This window comes from Mycobacterium sp. KBS0706 (assembly GCF_005938675.2).
Lineage (GTDB): Bacteria > Pseudomonadota > Alphaproteobacteria > DSM-16000 > Inquilinaceae > Inquilinus.
In genome coordinates, this window is the sequence record NZ_VCCH02000017.1 from 90,880 (window position 1) to 112,861 (window position 21,982).

Consider the following 21,982-nt stretch of genomic DNA (forward strand, 5'->3'; position numbering starts at 1 on the left):
TCGCGCCGCCGGATGTGCTCCAATCACCGGATCCGAATGCAGGAGTCGCGACCATGCTGAAGCGGATCGAGGCCGGGGTGCTGGACGTCGCCTATGAAGAGACCGGCGACCCGTCAGGCTGGCCGGCGGTGCTGCTGCACGGCTTCCCTTACGACATCCACAGCTATGACGCGGTGGCGCCACGCCTGGCGGCGCAGGGCGCCCGGGTGATCGTGCCCTGGCTGCGCGGCTACGGCCCGACCCGGTTCCTGTCGGCGACGACGCCGCGGTCGGGCGAGCAGGCGGCGCTGGGGCACGATTTGCTGGCGCTGCTGGACGCGCTGAAGATCGGATCGGCGGTGCTGGGCGGCTATGACTGGGGCGGCCGCGCCGCCTGCATCGTCGCGGCGCTGTGGCCGGACCGGGCGCGCGGCCTGGTCTCGGTCAACGGCTACAACATCCAGGACATCGCCCGGTCGGGCGAGCCCACCTCACCCGAGGCCGAGTTCCGCTACTGGTACCAGTATTATTTCCACGGCGAGCGCGGCCGGAAGGGGCTGGAGCGCAACCGGCGCGAGCTGTGCCGCCTGCTGTGGCGGCTGTGGTCGCCGGAATGGCGCTTCGACGACGCCACCTATGAGCGCAGCGCCGATTCCTTCGACAATCCGGACTTCGTCGCGGTGGTGATTCAGTCCTACCGCCACCGCTTCGCCTTGGCCGAGGGCGACCCGGCGGTGGCGGAGATCGAGCGCCTTCTGGCGGCGCAGCCGCCGATCCCGGTGCCGGCGATCACGCTGGACGGCGACGCCGACGGGGTGATGCCGCCCGGCGGCACCGGCCATCACGCCAGCCGTTTCACCGGCCGGCACGAGCATCGGGTGGTCGGGCCCGGGATCGGCCACAACCTGCCGCAGGAAGCGCCGGCGGCTTTCGCCGAGGCGATGCTGACCGTGAAGGGCTGGGCGGAGCCGAGATAGCGATTGACCGAACGATCGGTCAGCGTATTCCGTATTGCGCGTCGTGCAGCCGGCGGTAGAGGCCGCCGGCGGCGACCAGGTCGCGGTGGCGGCCCTGCTCGGCGATGCCATTGGCGTCGACCACGACGATCCGGTCGGCGTCCTGGATGGTGGCCAGGCGATGGGCGATCACCAGCGTGGTGCGGCCCTGCGACAGCTCGGCCAGCGATTGCTGGATCGCCCGCTCGGTTTCCGTGTCCAGGGCCGAGGTCGCCTCGTCCAGGATCAGGATCGGCGGGTTCTTCAGGAACATCCGGGCGATCGCCAGGCGCTGCTTCTGCCCGCCCGACAGCTTCACCCCGCGCTCGCCGATCACCGTGTCCAGCCCGTCCGGCAGGCCGGCGACGACGCCGTCGAGCCGTGCCCGCCGCGCCGCCTCCATGATCTCGGCCTCGGTCGCGCCCAGCCTTCCATAGGCAATGTTCTCGCGGATGGTGCCGGCGAACAGGAACACGTCCTGCTGCACCACGCCGATCTGCCGGCGCAGCGAGGTCATGGTCATGTCGCGGATGTCGATGCCGTCGACCGTGATGCGGCCGCCCTGGACCTCGTAGAAGCGCGGCAGCAGCGAGCAGATCGTGGTCTTGCCGGCACCCGAGGGGCCGACGAAGGCCACGGTCTCGCCGGCCCGGATGGCCAGGTCGATGCCGCGCAGCACCGGCGTGCCGTCGCCATAGCCGAAGCTGACGCCTTCGTAGCGGATCTCGCCCTTCAACGCCGGCACGTCGACCGCGCCCGGCCGGTCGACGATGTCCGGCTCGGTGTCCAAAAGCTCGGTGTAGCGGCGGAAGCCGGCGATGCCCTTGGGATAGGTCTCGATCACCGAGTTGATCTTGTCGATCGGCCGGAAGAACACGTTGACCAGCAGCAGGAAGCCGACGAAGCCGCCCTCGCTGAGCCGGCCGGTCAGCACGAAATAGGCGCCGGCGATCATCACCACCATCTGGATCAGCCGCATGCTGAGATAGCTGAGCGAGGTGCTGGCCGCCATGATCCGGTAGGCGTCGAGCTTGGTGCGGCGGTAGCTCTGGTTGTCGTCGGCGAACAGCCGGCGCTCATGCTCCTCATTGGCGAAGGCCTGGACCACGCGGATGCCGCCGACATTCTCCTCGATCCGCACGTTGAAGTTGCCGACCCGGCTGTAGAGGGCCTGCCAGTTGCGGGTCATGCGGCCGCCGTAGCGGCTGGTCAGCCAGGCGGTCAGCGGCACGATCGCCGCGGTGATCAGCGCCAGTTCCATATGCACGGTCAGCATCAGCGCGAAGGCGCCGATGAAGGTCATCACCGCGATGAACAGGTCCTCCGGCCCGTGATGCGCGACCTCGCCGATCTCCTCCAGGTCCTTGGTCAGCCGGCCGACCAGATGGCCGGTCTTCTGGTTGTCGAAATAGCTGAAGGACAGCTTCTGCAGGTGGTCGAAGGCCTTCCGCCGCATCTCGGTCTCGATGTTGATGCCGAGCATGTGGCCCCAATAGGTCACGATCGCCATCAGGCCGGTGTTGGCGACGTAGATCGCCAACAGGCCGGCGGCGGCCAGCATGATCAGCGGCCAGTTACCGCTCGGCATCAGGCTGTCGACGAACAGCTTGACCGCGATCGGGAAGCCGAGCTCGAGCAGGCCGGAGACGATGGCGCAGCAGAAATCGAGCAGGAACAGCCCGCGATGCGGCCGGTAATAGGCGAAGAAGCGTCTCAGCATCGGTCGTCTCGAAGTCAGCCGCCGGACTGCCAGGCCCGGATCGCATCGACCGGGTGCAGCAGCATCAGCACGTTCAGGGTCAGGTTGTCGCGGATCAGCCAGCCGGTGAACAACTCGAAGAAGATGGCCAGGATCACGGTCAGCCAGACCGGCGCCCGCGCCGCGAAGAAGAAGCCCAGCGTCATGAAGGCGATGTCGGAGACCGAGTTGATCACGCTGTCGCCGGTGTAGCCGAGCGCGATGGTCGCCTCGCGGTAGCGGTCGATGATCATCGGGCTGTTCTCGGCGATCTCCCACGCCGCCTCGATGGCGATGGCGATCAGCGCCCGGGCGCCGAGCGGCAGGCGCCGGGCGACCAGCCAGGTCAGGCCGAAGAACAGGAAGCCGTGGATGATGTGCGACGGCGTGTACCAGTCGGCGATGTGCTGCGAGTTGTCCGAGCTGTGCACATCGGACGTCCACAGCTTGACCGTGCCGCAGGTGCAGATCGGCACCCGGCCCATCGCCAGCAGGATCGCCGCCGTCGCCGCCACCAGGCCGAGACCGAGCAGGAGATAGATGCGCCAGGCCGGCCGCACCGCCTTGAGAGATCCGTTCACCATGCGCGCAGTCCTAGCACGGCCCGAGGCGTGCGAAGCATTCGCAGACGGCGGGACGATGCGCCGGATTCGGCATGGCGGGACGCCAATACAAACAGCCCCGAACCCGTCATGGCGAGGAGCGAAGCGACGCGGCCACCCAGGGGCCGGTGCGAGCGGCCCTGGATGGCCACGCCCCTTCGGGCTCGCCATGACGAAAGGGATGGCCGTCGATCTCAAAGGCCGTCGGCCTCAGAGATACGGCGAGGCCAGCCATACCGTGCGGTTGCGCAGCCGGGTCAGGAACGGCCGGGCCCGCAGCGTCGCCAGCGTCTCCGGCCGGGCCGCGGCGATGCGATGGCGGATGGCGGCGTCGACCTCGCCGGCGACGGCGCGGTCGTAGATCTCGACATCCAGCTCGAAATTCAGCCGCAGGCTGCGCGAATCGAGGTTGGAGGAGCCGATCAGCGCCCAGGCGCCGTCCACCGCCATCAGCTTGGAATGGTCGAACGGACCGGTCGCCCGCCACACCCGGCAACCGGGCTTCAGCACCTGGTCGAGCTGCGCCGTCATCGCGGCATCGACCAGCGCCAGGTTGTTCTGGCTGGGGATGACGATGTCGACCTCGACCCCGCGCTGCGCCGCGATCGCCAGGGCGCTGGTCAGCGGCAGGTCGGGCAGGAAATAGGGCGAGCAGATCAGGATCGAGCGCTGCGCCACGGCGATCGCGCCCATCACCAGGCTGTGATTCGAGCCCAGGGTGACGTCCGGCCCGGACAGGACGGCGCGGGCCAGAACCGACGGCTCCGGCTGCGGCTGCGGCTGCGACTGCCAGGCCTTGCCGTGCAGCCGCTCGCCGGTGGTGAAGCGCCAGTCCTGGGCGAAGGCGGTCAGCAGGCTCTGCACCATCGGCCCGCGGATGCACGCATGGCTGTCGCCGGCCGGCGGTCCATCCGCATAGGCGCTGGAGAACTGGGCCCGGATGTTCATGCCGCCGGTGAAGGCGGTCTCGCCGTCGACCACCAGCAGCTTGCGGTGGCAGCGCAGATTGGCATAGGGCAGCCTCAGGCCGATCAGCTTGCCGTTGAACCGGGCCGTCCTGACGCCGCCCTCGCGCAGCAGGCCGACGATCTGGGGCCGCGAATAGCGCGCGCCGATGGCGTCGATCAGCACCCGCACCGCGACGCCGCGCCGTGCCGCCTCGATCAGCGCCCCGGCGATCTCCTGCCCGACCGCATCATTGTCGAAGATGTAGCTCTGCAGCGCGATCGAGGACCGGGCGTCGCGGATCGCCTCCAGCATCGCCGGATAGGCCTCGTCGCCGCCCTGCAGCAGCTGCACGTCGTTGCCCGGCGTCACCGCGAAGGGCGAGACCTTGTCGCCGAGCCGCTGCAGCGAGGCGAATTGCGGCGCCGAGACGGCCGCCACGTCGACCGCCGGTCCGGTCTCGTGGTCGTCCATGCCGACCCCCGACCGCCGCCGCCGGCGCGCGATCGCGGCGCGGCGCACCCGGTTGACGCCCAGCACCAGATAGATCAGGGCGCCCAGGATCGGGTTCAGCACGATGACGCCGACCCAGCCGGTGGCGGCGCGCACATCGTCCTTGGTCATGATCGCATGGATGGCGCCGGCGAGGCCGAGCACGAGGCTGGCCGCCAGCACGATGTCGGACCAGTAGGTCGTCCAGAAGCCGTTCATGCCGTCCACGGGTCGATGCTCCGCCATCCTCCCTGCCAGGACGAGGCGATCCCGGCAAGGACCGGCGAGGTGACAGCCGCAGCATACCGGTCCTCCAGGGGAGGCCGAACTTCACTTAAGGGTTGAGCCGACTGCAATCCTGAGATAGTTTGGATCCATGGATCCAAACTCGATTGCCGATGCGCTGCGACGGGACATCGAAGCGCGCCTGCTGCCGCCGGACACGGCGCTGCGCCAGGAGAGCCTGGCGGAGCGATTCGGGGTCAGCCGCCAGCCGGTGCGGCAGGCGCTGGACCGGCTTCTGGCGGAAGGGCTGGTGGTCCGCCGGTCCGACCGCAGCCTGGCCGTTGCCGGCCTGTCGGCCTCGGAGGGCCTGGAGCTCGCCGCCTTGCGCATCCTGGTCGAAGGCGAGGCCCTGCGCCTGTCGTTGCCCCGGATGGAACCGCGCGATCTGCGCCGGGCCACGCGGCTGGCCGATGATCTGGCCGAGGAAGAGGATCCGGCGGCAATCGAGGAGCTGGACGTCGCCTTCCACGCCGCCCTGTACGGCGCCTGCGGCAATGCCCGGATGCTGCGCCTGATCGATTCACTGCGGCGGGAAGGACGACGCGCCTATGCGCTGCAGCCCCCCGGCTCCGCCTTCCGCGCCGCGATGGCGGAGCAGCACGAGGCGATTCTCACCGCCTGCCGCGCCGGCGACGCCGCCGCCGCCGTCGCCACCCTCGCCGCCCATCTGCGGGCGGCGGCCGATCCGCAACCAGGAGAGACCCCATGAGCCAGTATCAGGCCACCGTGCTGTGGCAGCGCCCACCGGACGTCGCCTTCACCGACGGCCGCTACAGCCGGGCGCATGTCTGGCGCTTCGACGGCGGCGTCGAGGTGCGGGCCTCGGCCTCGCCGCATGTCGTGCCGCCGCCCTTCTCGGCCCCGGAGGCGGTCGATCCGGAGGAGGCCTACATCGCCGCCCTGGCGAGCTGCCACATGCTGACCTTCCTGTCGATCGCGGCCAAGCGCCGCTTCGCCGTCGACCGCTACAGCGACACGGTGGAGGGGGTGATGGAGACGAACGCCGAGGGCCGGATCGCGGTCACCCGGGTGGTGCTGAACCCTCGCGTGACCTATGCCGGCCCGGCGCCGGACCGGGCCGCGGAGGAGGCCATGCACCACGCCGCCCATGAGCAATGCTTCCTGGCCAATTCGGTCAGGACCGCGATCGAGACTCGCCTGGGCTGACCCGTCGGGCTCACGATTCGCCGGCACGCTGCGGCGGCGCATCGAATCTCTTTCGCAGCCCCTGGCGCGGCGGGCAGGCACCGGCCGCGCCCATCGAGGCGCGGCGACACGCAAGATATCATGCACAAGATGCATGGCATACTTGCAGAAAGTGCATCTGCGAGATCGCTTTGGCCCAAGATCTTGAAACTTAGTTTCAAAGATCCGACCATTCCAGAGCATGCGGCCGTGGGCTATTCGCCCCACACAACGAAACAACTTCATATCGGGAAATTTTTATCCATTTTCGAGTGCCTTTGAAACCATCTCCACCACACGAATAACAAAGCATCCATGATGAGAAATATCATTTCTTTTTACAAAAATCTTATAATCTAAAATCCTGCATATATTGTCGGAGAAAAGAGGAGACTTCCGAGCTGTCATGATCCTTTAAGTTGTTTGTAAACGTCGATTTTGTGATCGTAGGTCGAGAGCGGCGCCGTGTGCCGGCAGCGCTAGGACTGATACTGAACGCGATAGCGGAGAACAAATATGGCATTGTCACTGGAACTCCTGGGGCTGTTGGGCGTCAACCTCGAAGACACCAACGACGACGTGCTGGTCGGCGGCAACATCATCGACGCGCTGAGCGGCGGTGACGGTGACGACGTCATCGAGGGCAAGGGCGGCGCCGACGTCCTCAGCGGCGGCGACGGCATCGACACGCTGAGCTACGAGACCTCACCCGCAGCGGTGAATGTCGACCTGACGCCCGGCCTGCTGGGGCTGATCAGCCTGAACAGCGGTGGCGACGCCACCGGCGATCTGGCCAGCATCGGCTTCGAGAACGTCGTCGGCTCGGCCTTCGCCGACACCCTCACCGGCGACAACACCTCGAACACCCTGGTCGGCCTGGCGGGTGACGACACCCTCAACGGCGGCGCCGGCAACGACGTGCTCGTCGGCGGGGCCGGAAATGACCGGATGGACGGCGGCACCGGCGTCGACACCGCGAACTACGCCGACTCGAGCACGGCGATCATCGCCGATCTGACGGCGGGCACGGGTACCAACCCCGCCGGCACGGAACACGACACCCTGATCGACATCGAGAACCTCACCGGTTCGCGCTTCGCCGATACCCTGATCGGCAGCACCGGCGACAACGCGCTCAGCGGCGGGGCGGGTGACGACAGCATCACCGGCGGCGCCGGGAAGGACGCGATCGACGGCGGCACCGGCCTCGACCGCGCCAGCTACGCGAATTCCGCCGCGGCCGTCACCATCAGCCTGACCGCGGGCACCGCCAGCGGCGGCGATGCTCAGGGCGACGTGCTGACCCACATCGAAAGCCTGCAGGGCAGCGCGTTCAACGACAAGCTGAGCGGCGACGACGGCACCAACGTCCTGAGCGGCGGGGCCGGCAACGACATCATCTTCGGCGGCGGTGGCGACGACGTCATCTACGGCGGCACCGGGGCCGACATGATCGACGCCGGCAACGGTACGGACAGCATCCACTATGTCAGCTCGACCGCCGCGGTGACGGTCAATCTGACCACCAACGTCAACACCGGCGGCGAGGCCGCGGGCGACTCGCTGTTCAACGTCGAGAACGTGGTCGGATCGAGCTTCGCCGACAACATCACCGGCGAGATCCACGACAACTATCTCTCCGGCGTGGCCGGCAACGATATCCTCAATGGCGCCGGCGGCGACGACACCCTCTTCGGCGGTGCCGGGGCGGACGTGCTGAACGGCGGCAGCGGCCTCGACGCGGCGAGCTACGAGTTCTCGGCGGCCGCGGTGACCGTCAACCTGACCACCGGGGTCGGCACCGGCGGCGACGCCACGGGCGACTCGTTCAACAGCGTCGAAGATCTGATCGGCTCGCGCTTCGCCGACACCCTGACCGGTGATGCCGGTGCCAATGACCTGCGCGGCGGCGACGGCAATGACGTGCTCAGCGGCCTTGCCGGGGACGACACCATCACCGGCGGTGCGGGTGCGGACACGATCAACGGCGGTGCCGGGGTGGACGGTGCCTTCTACACCAAGAGCAATGTCGCGGTGACCGTGAACCTGGCGACCGGCCAGGGCTTCAACGGCCATGCCCAGGGCGACCTGCTGATCGACATCGAGAATGCCGGCGGCTCGGAGTTCAATGACACGCTGATCGGCTCCTCCGGGAAGAACACCCTTTCCGGCGATCTCGGCGACGACATCATCCGCGGCGGTGGCGGTGCGGACCAGCTAATCGGCGGCGCGGGGGCGGACAAGTTCGTCTTTACCGCGACCTCCGACAGCCCGTTCCAGGCTGGTGACCTGATCCGCGATTTCAGCCATGCCCAGGGCGATCTCATCGACCTGTCGGGGATCGACGCCAACACCGGCGCCGCCGGCGACCAGGCCTTCACCTTCATCGGCACCGCCCTGTACAGCGGCACCGCGGGTGAGCTCCGCTTCGCCAACACCGCGCCCGGCGTCGTCACCATCGCGGGCGACGTGAACGGCGACGGCACCTCCGACTTCCACATCAATCTCTACGGCACCAGCGTGACGGCCAGCGACTTCGTGCTGTAAGCCAACCAACCGACACGCGATCGGGGCCGCCCTTCGGGGCGGCCCTTTTTTCAATCGGACGCCTCCGTGGCCCGGCGCCGCGCCTCCTCGGTGGCCTGGCGGAAACGGGCCAAGCGCCGCTCGGCCCGCACCATCCGCTCCGGCCGCGGCCCGTGGATCGCGCCGATGGTGTCCGGCGGCGCCGGCCAGCCCAGCGCCGTGGCGGCGATGCGGTAGCCGCCCATCGCCGTGGTCGCGGTCGGCAGGTCGGCGCATTCCACCACCCGGCCGGTCGCGTCGGCGATCAGCTGCGGCCAGATCCGGCTGGTGCCGCCGCCGCCGGTCAGCCGGATCGGCCCCGGCAGCGCCGCCATCGCATCGAGATTGTTGCGCAGCGCCAGCGCCACCCCCTCCAACACCGCGTAATGCAAGGCGCCGCGCCCCTGGGCGATGTCGAGGTCCAGCAGGGCGCCGCGCAGCGCCAGGTCGACGAAGGGCGACCGCTCGCCCTTCAGATAGGGCAGGAACAGCGTCTGCGGCGGCGCCGCATCGGCCGCCTGGGCCTCGGCGTCGAGCACCGCGAGCTCGGCGCCGGCGATCCGGCCGAACCAGCCGGCGGCGTCGCCGGCGGTCAGCAGCGGCGCGATCTCGATCGCCCAGCCGGCCCGCGGATGCGCCAGGGTGGTGAAGGGCCGCGGCAGCGCCGCGGGGTCGAGCTGCCGGCTGCGCGCCACCCAGCCGCTGGTGCCGAGATAGACATGGAGCTGGCCATCGGCCGCCGCGCCGAGCGTCGCGGCCGCGGCGTCGCCACAGCCATTCACCACCGGACAGCCCAGGGGCAGGCCGAGCGCCCGAGCGGCCGGGCCCAGCAGCTCCCCGATCACGGCATCGGCCGGCAGGATCGGCGGCAGCAGGGCGGGGTCGAGGCCGACCGCCTCGACCAGCGGCGCCGCCCAGTCGCGCCGGGTGATGTCCATCAGCCCGACCGTGGTGCCGGCCGCCGGGTCGGTGACGATCCGCCCGGTCAGCCGCAGCGCCAGGTAATCCTTGGCGCCCGGCAGGATCGTCGCCACCCGCCGCGCCGTCTCCGGCTCCGCCTGCTGCAGCCAGCGGAACTTGCACACCGTGTTCAGCGGCCCGGGGGCGTTGCCGAGCACCGCCGGGGCGCCCGCCGCCAGCAGCCGATCGCGGATCGGCGGGAACGCCGGGCCGCTGCGACCGTCGCTGTACAGCAGGGCCGGCCGCACCGGGCGCCCATCGGCGTCGAGCGGCACCAGGTTCTCCATGGTGCCGACCAGCGCTATCGCCCGCACCGAGTCGCGCATCGCCTGCGGCAGGGCGGCGCAGGCCGTGACGGCGGCCGTCCACCAGTCCTCCGGGTCCTGCTCCTGACCGCCGCCGGGCGTCGACCGGGTCGGATGGCGCGCCTCGACCTGCCGGGCCGGACGGCCATCCTCGCCGAACGCCACCAGCTTCAGCGCCGTGGTGCCGAGATCGAAGACCAGAAGGATGCTCATCGCGCCGCCGCCATGCCGAAGCGGCGCAACATCACCGCGGCGATGATGATCGCGCCGGTGACCATCTTCTGGAAGAAGGGATCGACATTGAGGATGGTCAGCCCGTTCGCCAGCACCGCGATGATGGCGACGCCGACCGCGGTGCCGAGCACGTTCGGCCGGCCGCCGCGGAAGGCGGTCATGCCGAGGAAGACGGCGGCATAGGCCGGCAGCAGCAGGCTTTCGCCCATGGTGTGCTGGACACTGCCCAGCCGCGCCGCCAGCAGCACCCCGGCCAGGCCCGACAGGGCGGCGGAGAGGGCGAAGACGGCGACCACCGGCCGGCCGATCGGCACGCCCGACAGGCGCGCCGCCTCGCGGTTGCTGCCGATCGCGATCAGCCGCCGGCCGAACACGGTCAGCGCCAGGGTGCCGCCGGCCGCGAGCAGCACCGCCAGCATCCACAGCGTCAGCACCGGCACCGGTCCGGCCGCAGCCCGGGCCAGCGCGGTGAAGCCCGGCGGAATGCCCTGGAACAGGCTGGCGCCGCCGGACAGCCAGTAGGCGACGCCCGAGGCGATGGTGCCGAGCGCCAGGGTGGCGATGAAGGACGGCGCCCGGAGGCCGTGCACCACCAGCCCGTTCAGCACGCCGACGGCGGCACAGGCCAGCAGCGTCAGCAGGATCGCCGGGCCGGGGCCGGCGCCGGCGGCCAACAGCTTGACCACCAGCACGCCGGACAGCGAGGCGACGAAGCCGACCGACAGGTCGAACTCGCCGATCACCATGACGAAGGTCGCGGCGGCGGCGGCGATCGCCAGGATCGCCATCTGCTGGGTGACGTTGAGCAAGTTGGCGGCGGTGGCGAAGGCATCCGGCCGCGCCAGGCCGAAGCCGAGCACGATCGCCACCAGCGCCACCGGCGTGCCGAAGCGCTCGACCAGCCGCGCCTCAGCCGCCACGGCGCGGTCTCCCAAAATGGGTCTTCCCTCCCCTCGCGGGAGGGGGATAGGGGGAGGGGGTTTTCGCCGTCAGGGCCGGCCTGGACTCCGACGAGCCGGCCCCGACCGCGAAGCCTGTGCCTTGCGCATTCGCGCGCGGACGCGCGCAGACCCCTCCCCCTACCCCCCTCCCGCAAGGGGAGGGGGGACTAGAAAGGAGCAGGTTCTCATTCCGAACACAGCTCACGGGCAGGTCACGCCCAGGCTCTCGCGCGTGATCAGCGTGCCGGGGGCGTAGAGCTCGGCCGCGTCCGGCTTGCCGCCGGCGAAGACCTTGGCCATCTGGCCGGCCGTGATCGTCGCCATCTCGGCGAAGTTCTGCCGCACCGTGGCGATGAAGGGCGTGCATTGCCGGATCAGCTCCACCGCCTGCGGGTTGCCGTCGATGCCGGCGATGACGATGTCGGTCCGCCCGGCCGCCTGCAGCGCCAGCAGCGCGCCGATGCCGGGCTCGTCCCAGGCCGCCCAGACGGCGTCGATCGCGCCCGGCGCCGGGTTGGCGGCCAGCATCGCCTCCATGGCGTTGCGGCTGTCGTCGATCTGGCCCGGCACCTGGACGTAGTGGTCGGCCACCTGGCGGATGCCCGGCGCCGCCTGCAGCGCCTCGTCCAGCGCGATCTCGCGCTGATGCACGCCGGGATGGGCGGAATGGAAGAAGCGGACGATCGTGCCCTTGCCGCCCAGCCGGCCGAACAGATGCTCGGTCATGGTCTTGCCGAGGGCATGGTTGTCCGAGGTGACGTTCAGCGTCACCCCCGGTCCCGTCGCCCCGTCGATGGCGAAGACCGGGATGCCGGCGGCCGCGGCCTTGCCGACCTGGTCCTGGATCTGCGCCGGGTTGATCGAGACCAGCAGGATGGCGCCGGTGCGGGCGTTGACCACATCCTCGACCCGGCTGGCCAGGGCACCGAAATCGCCGGCGGTGTCGACCACCGACACGGTCCAGCCGCGCTTCTCGGCATCGGCCTTGAAGGTCTCGACCATCTCCCCGGTGGCGACGGCCGAGAGATAGGGCGTCAGCACCGACACCGTCTCGGCCACGGCCGGACCTGCCGTTCCGATCATGGCCACCGAGGCAATCGCCCCGATCCATCCCCGCATCGTCAGCCCCTCCGCATGTTTTCGCCTGTCTAGCCCCTCCGCCCGGGGCTGACAACGACCGTGCCGCTTGCCTGCGGCGGACCCAGCCCGCACTGTGGCGCCGGCAGAGTCGGAGCGACACAATCATGGCTTTCCAGAACGCGCCGCGGGCGGTGCCGACCGTGCAGCAGGACGACGGCACCGTCCGGATCACGCGCTGGGACTTCGAGCCCGGCGCCGCGACCGGCTGGCACCAGCACGGCTTCCCCTATTTCGTAATCATGCTGCGCGCCGGGACGCTGCGGATTCACGACGGCGAGACCGAGACCGACGTGCCGCTGGCGGAGGGCCAGTCCTACATGCGCCCCGCCGGCATCCGCCACGACGTGATGAACGGCTCGCCGCACCCGATCGCCTTCGTCGAGATCGAGATCAAGCGGCCGGGCGCCCTCGATGGCTGGACCGTCTGAGAGCAGCGCCGGGCCTCGCATCGCCTTCCGGCTGGAGGCTTCCGCGCCGATCGGCGGCGGCCATGCGATGCGCTGCCTGTCCCTGGCCCGGGCCCTGGCCGATCGCGGCGCGGACTGCCTGTTCCTGGTGAATGGCGACGCCGCTTCGGTGGTGCCCGCCCTGGCCGCAATCGCCTGCCGCGTGGTCGAAGCAGCCCCCGAGGCGGCGGTGAGGGCGGTCCATGCGGCCTGGCCGGACGGGGCCGACGCGGCGATCTGCGACCTCTACCGCTGGACGGCGCCGGAGGAGCGGGCCTTCGCCGCCGCGGCCCGGCGCCTGCTGGTGATCGACGACCTGGTCGCGGCGCCGCATCATTGCGACTGGCTGCTGAACCAGAATTTCGGCACCGATCCGGCCGGCTATGACGGGCTGCTGCCGCCCGGCTGCCGGCGGCTGGTCGGCCTCGGCTACGCCCTGCTGCGCCCGGATTTCGCGACGCTGCGGCCGGCGGCGCTGGCGCGGCGCGCGGAGATGGGGCGCCCGCAGACGATCCTGGTGTCGCTCGGCCTGACCGATGTCGGCGGCATCACCGGCCGGGTCTGCGCCGCCCTGGCGACGATCCCGGATTTCGCCCGCGCCGAGGTGGTGCTGGGTCCGGTCGCGCCCAGCATCGACCGGGTGCGGGCGATCGCCGCCGTGGATCCGCGCTTCCGCTGCCATGTCGGGCTGGAGAACATGGCGCGGGCGATGCTGGAGGCCGACGTGGCGATCGGGGCGATGGGCAGCAGCTCGTGGGAGCGCTGCTGCCTCGCCCTGCCGACACTGGCGGTCACCCTGGCCGACAACCAGCGGCCGACGGCGCAGGCCCTGGCCGAATCCGGCATCGTCGCCCTGGCCGGCGACGCGGCGGCGCTGGACGACGCCGCGCTGCAGGCGGCGATCGCGGCCTTCCTCGACGATACCGAGAGACTGCACCGCCTGTCCCGCGCCTCCGCCGCGCTGTGCGACGGGCTGGGTGCCGGGCGGGTCGCGACCGCGCTGCTGGAGGGGCTGGCCTGACAGCCCCTCCAAGGCACGGGGCTACTTCTCGTCGTAGCGGAAGCCGAGGCTCAGAACGACCTGATAGTGTGCGACCTTGCCATCCTTCAGATGGCCGCGGATCTGCTTCACCTCGAACCATTCGAGGTTGCGCAGGGTCTTCGACGCGGTGGCGACGGCACCCTGGATCGCGTCCTCGAGACCTATCTCGGACGAGCCGGCGAGCTCGGTGATGGCATAGGTACGGCCCATGGTCGATCTCCTCCTTCGGTCCGGACGGGCAGGATTGCCGCCGGTTCACCGCGAAAGTGTGAGCGCATCGGCGACAACCGCCAAATCCTTCAGGAAAGCTGCATAGGCCAAGCGCCGCGCTTCGGCATCCGGCACCCGCAACAGCGAGGACGGATGCACCGTGATCAGGCCCGGCAGGTCCGGCGCCAGGTCGAACACCCGGCCGCGAGTCTTGCCGATCGCCAGCGGCCGCCCCGCCAGCGCCCGCGCCGCGGTGGCGCCGAGAGCCACGGTCAGGCGGGGGCGGATCACGGCCAGCTCGCGGTCGAGCCACCATTTGCAGCGGTCGATCTCGAAGGCGTTCGGCTTCTTGTGCAGGCGGCGCTTGCCGCGCGGCGCGAATTTGAAGTGCTTGACCGCATTGGTGATGTAGGCGCGGTCGCGCGGGATCCCGGCCTCGGCCAGCGCCTGGTCGAAGATCCGCCCGGCCGGGCCGACGAAGGGCCGGCCCTGCTGGTCCTCCAGGTCGCCCGGCTGCTCGCCGACGAAGACGATCGCGGCGTCGGCCGGGCCTTCGCCGAACACCGTCCGCGTCGCCGCCTTGTACAGCGGGCAGCGCGTGCAGCCGCGCGCCTCGGCCGCCAGGGACTCCAGTGATGCCATGTCTGGGCAACAGCCCCGGTACAAGGCGCGTTCCGGCGGCGCCGTGCAGAGCGCCCAGATGTTCGGCCGCGTCCGTCGCAGACCATCCCCTCGGCCGGTGTCTACATCGACACCATCACGATCCGGAGCCTGCCGGCGGGTCCGGCACGGTGCCGGGCTGATCGCCGGCAGCCGTCGGCCGCAGACCCGGCCGACCGGATTCCAATAGTCGGGAACACCGTCCTGTGGCGAATACAATAGACCAAGACTCGCCTAATACAGAAAGCCGGCGGCGGATATTCGCGAACCCCATTGACCACCGAGCTGGACCACCGGGTGCAAGACGGCGCCGCCGAGCACCCGGACCGGCCGCCGAGATCATGTCATCTTCTTCTTGCCATGGCGGCAAAACCCGCCCCATCATGGGCGGTCACTCCGGTTCGGATGGCCGGCCGACCGCATCCGCGGTCATGGATCGTTGCCCTCTCGGTGACCGACTGACGCGTCGCGCGCTTACGCGCGGCGCCATCTATCCTGGGAGGCAAGCGATGCCGATCGGCACCGTGAAGTGGTTCAACAGCACCAAGGGTTTCGGGTTCATCCAGCCGGAGAATGGCGGGCCGGATGTGTTCGTCCACATCTCCGCCGTCGAGCGCGCCGGGCTGCGCGGCCTGAACGAGGGCCAGAAGATCTCCTATGAGGAGCAGATGGACCCGCGCCGCAACAAGTCGTCGGCCGAGAACCTGAAGGCCGTCTGACCTTCGATCAACCGTCAGCGGGGTCTGGCGCCCGCCCGCCCAGGGCGCGCGTCAGATCCCGCGCGGTGTCGCGCAGCAGCGGGCCCAGCGCCGCCGCCCGCTCCGCGGTCAGCCGGGTGGCCAGGCCGGAGACCGAGATCGCGCACAGCGCCTCGCCCTGCGCGTCATGCACCACGGCGGCGACGCAGCGCAGGCCGGTGACGAACTCCTCGTCGTCGACCGCATAGCCGTGCGTCCGCACCCGGGCCAGCTCCGCCGCAAGGCCGGCGGCGCCGGTCAGCGACCGCGGCGTCAGACGCGGCAGGCCGTGCCGGGCCACCAGCGCGGCGACATCGGCCTCGGAATAGGTCGACAGGATCGCCTTGCCCATGCCGGAGGACGCCATCGGCGCGCGGCCGCCGACCCGGGTGATGGCGCGCATGATCTCGCGGCTCTCGACCTGGGTCAGGCACACCATTTCGCCGTCGTCGGCGACGCCGAGATTGGCGGTCTCCCGCGTCTGGTCGCGCAGCCGGCGCAGGAACGGCAGAGCCGGGGCGACGAAGTTGCGCTGCCGCACGAAGGCCGAGCCGACGGCGAAGGCCTGCCGGCCCATATGCCACATCCCGTCCGACGGGTCGAACTGCACGAAGCGGCGCTGCTCCAGCGTCGTCAGCAGGCGGTGCACGGTCGAGGGCGACAGGCGGGTGCGCAGCGCAAGGTCGGTCAGCCGCGTGCCCTCCTCGTCCTCGCCCAGCGCCTCGAGCAGCGACAGCGCCCGCTCCACCGACTGCACGCTGCCCGACCTCGGGCCCGACCGGGGAGCGCCTTCCTTGGCCGGCGCCGATCGCCTTTCTCTCATGACTCCATCCGACCTGAGGCCGTGTCCGGCGGGACGCCGCCCCGCCCAAGGCTGTAGAATGTTCATAGCATCGCGCGGTTTCCGCATCGCGGGAAACTTGCCCCCGCACGCTGGACCGCGCGCGGCCGTTCGACTAGCCGGATGAGCATGATCCTCCAACCACGGCGCTGCACATGACCTCCTATGTTTCCCGGCACAGCTTGAAGGTGGCCTCGTCCCTGGCCGATCTGGTCGAGACCGGGATCGCCCCCGGCACCGGCGTCGACCCGGACGCGGTCTGGCGCCACTTCGCCGCGATCGTGGCGGAGCTCGGCCCGGTCAACCGGGCGCTGCTGGCGGAGCGGGACCGGCTGCAGCAGCAGATCGATGCCTGGCACCAGGAGCGGCGGGGGCAGGTCCTGGACCCGGCCGAGTACCGCGCCTTCCTGACCGGCATCGGCTATCTGCGCGAGGAGGGGCCGGACTTCGCCATCGACACCGGCAATGTCGACCCGGAGATCGCCACCATCGCCGGGCCGCAGCTGGTGGTGCCGGTGATGAACGGGCGCTTCGCCCTGAACGCCGCCAATGCCCGCTGGGGCAGCCTGTACGACGCGCTCTACGGCACCGACGCGATCCCGCAGACCGGCGACCTGGCGCCCGGTGCCGGCTTCAACCGCAAGCGCGGCCAGGCCGTGTTCGCCGAGGCGGCACGGCTGCTGGACACGGCCATCCCGCTCGTCGCCGGCAGCCACAGCCAGGTGGCAGAGTATCGCCTGGCCGGTGCGACACTGGAGATCGCGCTCGCCGACGGATCGATCACCACGCTGGCCGATCCGGCGCAGTTCGTCGGCCATGCCGGTGAGGACGGCAAGCGCCGCCTGCTGTTCCGCAACCACAACCTGCATGTCGAGCTGCAGATCGACCGGTCGCACCCGATCGGCGCCGACAACCCGTCGGGCGTCAAGGACGTGGTGCTGGAGGCGGCGATCACCACCATCCAGGACTGCGAGGATTCGGTCGCGGCGGTCGACGCCGAGGACAAGGTCGCGGTCTACCGCAACTGGCTGGGGCTGATGACGGGCGACCTGGCCGAGACCTTCGCCAAGGCCGGCAAGACCATGACCCGCCGGCTGGCCGATGACCGGACCTACACCGCGGTCGGTGGCGGCACGCTGACCCTGCCCGGCCGGAGTCTGATGCTGGTCCGCAATGTCGGCCATCTGATGACCACCGACGCGGTGCTGGACCAGGAGGGCCGCGAGGTGCCGGAGGGCTTCCTCGACGCGCTGGTCACCGCGTTCTGCGCCATCCACGACCTGCGGAAGACCACAGGCCCGCGCAACAGCCGGGCCGGCAGCGTCTACATCGTCAAGCCGAAGATGCACGGGCCAGATGAGGCGGCGCTGACCGACGCGCTGTTCGGCCGGGTCGAGGATGCGCTGGGCCTGCCGCGCCACACGCTGAAGGTCGGCGTGATGGACGAGGAGCGGCGGACCACCGTCAACCTCAAGGAGTGCATGCGCGCGGTGCAGCACCGCCTGGTGTTCATCAACACCGGCTTCCTCGACCGCACCGGCGACGAGATCCACACCAGCATGCTGGCCGGCCCGGTGCTGCCGAAGGGCGACATCAAGGACGCTGTCTGGCTGTCCGCCTATGAGGACAACAATGTCGACCAGGGCCTGGCCGCCGGGTTGAAGGGCCGGGCGCAGATCGGCAAGGGCATGTGGGCCAAGCCCGATGCCATGGCCGAGATGCTCGCCGCCAAGATCGGCCATCCCCGCGCCGGGGCCAACACCGCCTGGGTGCCGTCGCCGACCGCGGCGGTGCTGCACGCGACGCATTACCACGCGGTCGACGTGGCGGCGCGGCAGGAGGAGCTCAAGTCCCGGCCCAAGGCGAAGCTGGACGCGATCCTGACCCCGCCGCTGCTGGGCGGCCGCAACCTGGCGGCGGAGCAGGTGCAGCGCGAGCTGGACAACAACGCCCAGGGCATCCTCGGTTACGTCGTGCGCTGGATCGACCAGGGCATCGGCTGCTCCAAGGTGCCGGACATCAACGATATCGGGCTGATGGAGGATCGCGCCACGCTGCGCATCTCGTCCCAGCACATCGCCAACTGGCTGAAGCACGGGCTGTGCACGGAAGACCAGGTGCGGCAGACGATGCGGCGCATGGCGGCGGTCGTGGACGGCCAGAATTCCGGCGACCCGCTGTACCGGCCGATGGCGCCGGATTTCGACCGCAGCATCGCCTTCCAGGCGGCGCTGGACCTGGTGCTGCTGGGCCTCGACCAGCCCAACGGCTACACCGAGCCGATCCTGCACCGCCGCCGCCGCGAGGCGAAGGCGGCGGGCTGAACCGAGAGCACCGGCGGCGAGGCAGCTGATCGGGGGCGTCTCGCCGCCGGCTCCCGATCTCGTGCCCGAGACCAGTTCCGCTGCTCAGGTGGGGTCCAGCAGCGGCAACTCCAGACAGTGCCCGACACCCGACGGCGCGTCAGTTCGGCCGATCGGATGCATCTTGGGATCGCCATGCGCCCTGTGGAGGACCCACCCCCACAGGATGACGAAAACCTGCCCGCGCCTTAATTCATAAAACCGTTTGACGAATTCCCGCGCCGGGATCACGCTTCGGGTCGGGAGGCTGCATGGCAACGCGGCTGAAGGGCACGAACCAGGATCTCGGACGGCCGTACAACCGGCGCATCGTGCTGGAGGCGGTGCGCCTGCACGGGCCGATCTCGCGCGCCGACATCGCCCGGCTGGTGGCGCTGAGCCCGCAGACCATCACCAACATCGTCCGCGAATTCGAGGAGATGGGCCTGTTGACCGCCCGGCGCGAGACGCCGAAGCGGCCGGGCCAGCCGGCGATCGAGCTGGCGATCGACCCGGATGGCGGCTTCGCCGTCGGGCTGCAGCTGCTGCCCGACCGGCTGCGCGGCGTGCTGCTGGACCTGACCGGCGCGGTGCGCGGCCAGGCCCGGGCGGCGCTGGCCGCTTCCACCCCCGAGACGGCGCTGCCGGCCATGGCGGCAATGGTGAAGCGGCTGCGCGCCACCGCCCCCGGCCGGGTGCTGGGCGTCGGCCTGGCCATGCCCGGGCCTTTCGACGTCGAGGCGATGAGCTTCGTCGGCCCCACCACCCTGCCCGGCTGGGCCGGCGTGCCGGCGGCGGAGCGGCTGCAGGACCTGACCGGCCTGCCCGCCTTCGTCGGCGGCGACGCCCCGGCCGCGGCGCTGAGCGAGGCGATGTTCGGCCTGGGCCGCCGCCTGCGCGACTTCTTCTACATCCATTTCGGCCTGGGCCTTGGCGGCGGGCTGGTGGTCGACGGCCAGGTGCAGCAGGGCGCCTGGGGCAATGCCGGCGAGCTCGGCCACATGCCGATCGTGCCGGGCGGCCGCGCCTGCAGCTGCGGCAACGAAGGCTGCCTCGAGACCTATGTCTCGGTGCATGCGCTGCGCACCGCGCTGGCCGAGGCCGGGGTGGCGCTCGACCTCGCCGATCCTGCGGCCGCGGATCATCCCGCCGTCGCCGCCTGGATCGAGGCGGCGGTGCCGCCGCTGCGCCGCGCCCTCTGCGCGCTGGAGAACCTGCTGGACCCCGCCTGCATCGTGCTGGGCGGCGAGATGCCTGAGCCGATCCTGCGCCGCCTGGCCGACCGGCTGGACCCGCTGCTGCCCTCGGTCAGCCGGCGCCGCGACCGGGTCACGCCGCGCCTGGCGCTGTCCGCGCTCGGCGCCGACAACGCGCTGGTCGGGGCGGCGGTGCTGGCCATCTCGGGCCTGCTGTCGCCGCGCTCCGGCCTGCTCTTCGCCGAGGCGGAGCCGGCGCCGCCGCCGACGCACGGCAAGTTCACCATCGCCACGGAGACACGGGCATGACCGAGACGGCAGGCCGCGAGCTGCTGCGGCTGGAGCACATCCAGATGCGCTTCGGCGCCATCACCGCCCTGACCGACGCCAGCTTCTCGGTGAAGGCCGGCGAGGTGCTGGCCCTGCTCGGCGACAACGGCGCCGGCAAGTCGACCCTGATCAAGATCATCTCCGGCGGGCTGCAGCCGACCGCGGGCCGGGTGGTCTTCGACGGCGAGGAATGCCATTTCACCAGCCCGGCCGATTCCAAGGCGCGCGGCATCGAGACGGTCTACCAGGACCTGTCGCTGTGCATGAATGTCGACGTCGTGGCCAATTTCTTCATGGGCCGCGAGCTGACCCGCCGGATCCTGGGCGTGCCGGTGCTGCGCGAGCGCGAGATGCAGGCGGTCACCGAACGCGCCCTCAGCGCCGCCGGCACCCGCATCCCGTCGGTCCGCACCAATGTCGAGCATCTGTCCGGCGGCCAGCGCCAGGCGATCGAGCTGAGCCGCTTCGTCCATTGGGGCGGCAAGATGGTGATGCTGGACGAGCCCTTCGCGGCGCTCGGCGTCGAGCAGACGAGGCGGGGGCTGGAGATGATCGCTCGGGTGCGCGCCCAGGGCGTCGCCGTGATCCTGATCACCCACAACATGACGCATGCCTTCCAGGTGGCGGACCGGATCGTGGTGCTGCGCCACGGCCGGATCACCGGCGACGTGGCAACGGCCGCGAGCAGTCCCGAGGAGGTGGTGCGGATGATCACCGGCGACGTGAGCCAACGCGTCGCCTGAAGAATTCAACAGGAGAGGAGGCAACATCATGCGGATTGCGAGACGGACCCTGGGGGCGGCCGCGATCGCCCTCGCGACTCTGACGGCGGCAGGCGGTGCCTTCGCCCAGGACAAGGGCAAGGTGTACTATCTGGTGCCGACGCTGCTGGACGAGTTCCAGACCGGGTCGGTGGAGGTGATCACCGCCACGATGAAGCAGGTCGGCTACGAGACGGTGTCGCTGGATGGCCAGAACCGCACCGACCTGCAGCTGAACCAGATCGACGACGTGATCAAGCTGAAGCCGAAGGCGATCGTGCTGGCTGCGGTCGATTTCGATTCGGTGGTGCCGGGCGTGGAGCGGGCGCGGGCCGCCGGCATCCCGGTGCTGGTGTTCGACCGCCAGATCAAGAGCACCCCGTTCGACCTGACCTCGGTCGCCGGCACGGTCGAGATCGGCGAGATCGCCGCCGACCAGATCCAGGGCCTGCTAAAGTCGCGCTACGGCTCGGTAAAGGGCAAGGTGCTGCAGATCCTGGGCGACCCGGGCGACAGCTACACCCTCGACATCCAGAAGGGCTTCGAGGACAAGATGAAGGCCTTCCCGGACGTCAAGATCATCACCCAGGCCGCCCTGCAATGGGAGGCCACCAACGCCGGCAACATCGCCTCGGACCAGCTGCTGACCAACCCGGACATCGACCTGGTCTTCGTTCACGCCGCGCATCTGGCGGTGGCGGTGGCCGCCATCCTGGAGGCCAAGGGCAAGAAGCCGGGCGACGTCATGCTGGTCAGCTCGAACGGCGCGCCGGTCGGCCTCGACCTGATCCGCAAGGGCTGGGAACAGGTCGAGGTGGAGCAGCCGCTCTACGCCCAGGCCTATGGGCTGGCGATGTTCATCGACAAGATCGCGGCCAAGGAGGAGCTGAAGCCCGGCACCTATGACGTGCTGGGGCTGAAATCCGAGCTGACGATCGAATCCTGGGGCCCGAACCTGAAGATTCCGGGCGCAGCGATCACCAAGGCCAATGTCGACGACCCGCGCTTCTGGGGCAATTTGAAGCCGCCGGCCACGCCGGTGCAGCCGGTG

Annotated in this window: 20 protein-coding genes; 11 read left to right on the top strand and 9 right to left on the bottom strand. The window is 70.2% G+C overall.

Features of this window, described 5'->3' with window-relative positions:
- Nucleotides 1-53 precede the first annotated feature (53 nt).
- On the top strand, nt 54-956 hold the full coding sequence (locus tag FFK22_RS11980) for an alpha/beta fold hydrolase (protein ID WP_138887036.1): 903 nt from the start codon (nt 54-56) through the stop codon (nt 954-956).
- Between the two features lie 19 nt (nt 957-975).
- On the opposite strand, the gene FFK22_RS11985 is transcribed toward FFK22_RS11980, so the two are convergent.
- From FFK22_RS11985 to FFK22_RS11995, 3 genes are all read right to left on the bottom strand, one after another.
- Entirely contained in the window at nt 976-2,694 is a 1,719-nt protein-coding gene (locus tag FFK22_RS11985; RefSeq protein WP_138887035.1) for an ABC transporter ATP-binding protein, read from the bottom strand.
- 14 nt (nt 2,695-2,708) lie between these two features.
- Nucleotides 2,709-3,296 carry a DUF2585 domain-containing protein gene (locus tag FFK22_RS11990; protein WP_138887034.1) on the bottom strand — a complete coding sequence of 196 codons (588 nt, stop codon included), beginning with the start codon at nt 3,294-3,296 and terminating at the stop codon, nt 2,709-2,711.
- 228 nt (nt 3,297-3,524) lie between these two features.
- Complete coding sequence (locus FFK22_RS11995) at nt 3,525-4,970, bottom strand: phospholipase D-like domain-containing protein (protein WP_138887153.1); 1,446 nt, start codon at nt 4,968-4,970, stop codon at nt 3,525-3,527.
- 157 nt (nt 4,971-5,127) lie between these two features.
- Here FFK22_RS11995 and FFK22_RS12000 point away from each other — a divergent pair, with 157 nt between their 5' ends.
- From FFK22_RS12000 to FFK22_RS12010, 3 genes are all read left to right on the top strand, one after another.
- Nucleotides 5,128-5,745, top strand: a complete 618-nt coding sequence (locus tag FFK22_RS12000; RefSeq protein WP_138887033.1) for a GntR family transcriptional regulator — start codon at nt 5,128-5,130, stop codon at nt 5,743-5,745.
- The gene (locus FFK22_RS12005) at nt 5,742-6,203 is read left to right on the top strand and encodes an OsmC family protein (RefSeq protein ID WP_138887032.1); all 462 of its coding nucleotides are present in this window, start codon (nt 5,742-5,744) and stop codon (nt 6,201-6,203) included. The genes FFK22_RS12000 and FFK22_RS12005 overlap by 4 nt, the downstream gene beginning before the upstream one ends.
- A 534-nt stretch (nt 6,204-6,737) precedes the next feature.
- The gene (locus tag FFK22_RS12010; RefSeq protein ID WP_138887031.1) at nt 6,738-8,768 is read left to right on the top strand and encodes an S-layer family protein; all 2,031 of its coding nucleotides are present in this window, start codon (nt 6,738-6,740) and stop codon (nt 8,766-8,768) included.
- 50 nt (nt 8,769-8,818) lie between these two features.
- Here FFK22_RS12010 and FFK22_RS12015 read toward each other — a convergent pair whose 3' ends face one another.
- From FFK22_RS12015 to FFK22_RS12025, 3 genes are all read right to left on the bottom strand, one after another.
- Nucleotides 8,819-10,264 (bottom strand): FGGY-family carbohydrate kinase, encoded by a 1,446-nt coding sequence (locus FFK22_RS12015; protein ID WP_138887030.1) that lies wholly within the window; start codon nt 10,262-10,264, stop codon nt 8,819-8,821.
- Nucleotides 10,261-11,205, bottom strand: coding sequence for an ABC transporter permease (locus tag FFK22_RS12020; RefSeq protein ID WP_138887029.1), 945 nt, complete (start codon nt 11,203-11,205; stop codon nt 10,261-10,263). Before FFK22_RS12020 ends, FFK22_RS12015 begins: the two co-directional genes overlap by 4 nt.
- A gap of 222 nt (nt 11,206-11,427) precedes the next feature.
- A complete protein-coding gene (locus FFK22_RS12025) occupies nt 11,428-12,345 on the bottom strand; it encodes a substrate-binding domain-containing protein (protein WP_138887028.1) in 918 nt (305 codons plus the stop codon).
- Between the two features lie 125 nt (nt 12,346-12,470).
- On the opposite strand from FFK22_RS12025, the gene FFK22_RS12030 reads away from it, so the two are divergent.
- Both FFK22_RS12030 and pseG read left to right on the top strand, forming a co-directional pair.
- The gene (locus tag FFK22_RS12030) at nt 12,471-12,794 is read left to right on the top strand and encodes a cupin domain-containing protein (protein WP_138887027.1); all 324 of its coding nucleotides are present in this window, start codon (nt 12,471-12,473) and stop codon (nt 12,792-12,794) included.
- Nucleotides 12,778-13,833 carry a UDP-2,4-diacetamido-2,4,6-trideoxy-beta-L-altropyranose hydrolase gene (pseG, locus tag FFK22_RS12035; RefSeq protein ID WP_138887026.1) on the top strand — a complete coding sequence of 352 codons (1,056 nt, stop codon included), beginning with the start codon at nt 12,778-12,780 and terminating at the stop codon, nt 13,831-13,833. The genes FFK22_RS12030 and pseG overlap by 17 nt, the downstream gene beginning before the upstream one ends.
- Nucleotides 13,834-13,854: 21 nt before the next feature.
- Here pseG and FFK22_RS12040 read toward each other — a convergent pair whose 3' ends face one another.
- The gene (locus FFK22_RS12040; protein ID WP_138887025.1) at nt 13,855-14,064 is read right to left on the bottom strand and encodes a dodecin; all 210 of its coding nucleotides are present in this window, start codon (nt 14,062-14,064) and stop codon (nt 13,855-13,857) included.
- A 45-nt stretch (nt 14,065-14,109) separates the two neighbouring features.
- Entirely contained in the window at nt 14,110-14,706 is a 597-nt protein-coding gene (locus FFK22_RS12045; RefSeq protein ID WP_138887024.1) for a UdgX family uracil-DNA binding protein, read from the bottom strand.
- Between the two features lie 527 nt (nt 14,707-15,233).
- Here FFK22_RS12045 and FFK22_RS12050 point away from each other — a divergent pair.
- The gene (locus FFK22_RS12050) at nt 15,234-15,443 is read left to right on the top strand and encodes a cold-shock protein (RefSeq protein WP_034832428.1); all 210 of its coding nucleotides are present in this window, start codon (nt 15,234-15,236) and stop codon (nt 15,441-15,443) included.
- A gap of 7 nt (nt 15,444-15,450) precedes the next feature.
- On the opposite strand, the gene FFK22_RS12055 is transcribed toward FFK22_RS12050, so the two are convergent.
- Nucleotides 15,451-16,284 (bottom strand): IclR family transcriptional regulator, encoded by an 834-nt coding sequence (locus FFK22_RS12055; RefSeq protein WP_138887023.1) that lies wholly within the window; start codon nt 16,282-16,284, stop codon nt 15,451-15,453.
- Nucleotides 16,285-16,457: 173 nt separating this feature from the next.
- Here FFK22_RS12055 and FFK22_RS12060 point away from each other — a divergent pair, with 173 nt between their 5' ends.
- The 4 genes from FFK22_RS12060 to FFK22_RS12075 form a co-directional block, all read left to right on the top strand.
- Complete coding sequence (locus tag FFK22_RS12060) at nt 16,458-18,626, top strand: malate synthase G (RefSeq protein WP_138887022.1); 2,169 nt, start codon at nt 16,458-16,460, stop codon at nt 18,624-18,626.
- 290 nt (nt 18,627-18,916) lie between these two features.
- Entirely contained in the window at nt 18,917-20,149 is a 1,233-nt protein-coding gene (locus tag FFK22_RS12065; protein ID WP_138887021.1) for an ROK family transcriptional regulator, read from the top strand.
- Entirely contained in the window at nt 20,146-20,913 is a 768-nt protein-coding gene (locus tag FFK22_RS12070) for an ATP-binding cassette domain-containing protein (RefSeq protein ID WP_138887020.1), read from the top strand. Before FFK22_RS12065 ends, FFK22_RS12070 begins: the two co-directional genes overlap by 4 nt.
- Nucleotides 20,914-20,941: 28 nt before the next feature.
- Nucleotides 20,942-21,982: sugar ABC transporter substrate-binding protein (locus FFK22_RS12075; protein WP_143956810.1), on the top strand; the 1,041-nt coding region annotated here is incomplete at its 3' end.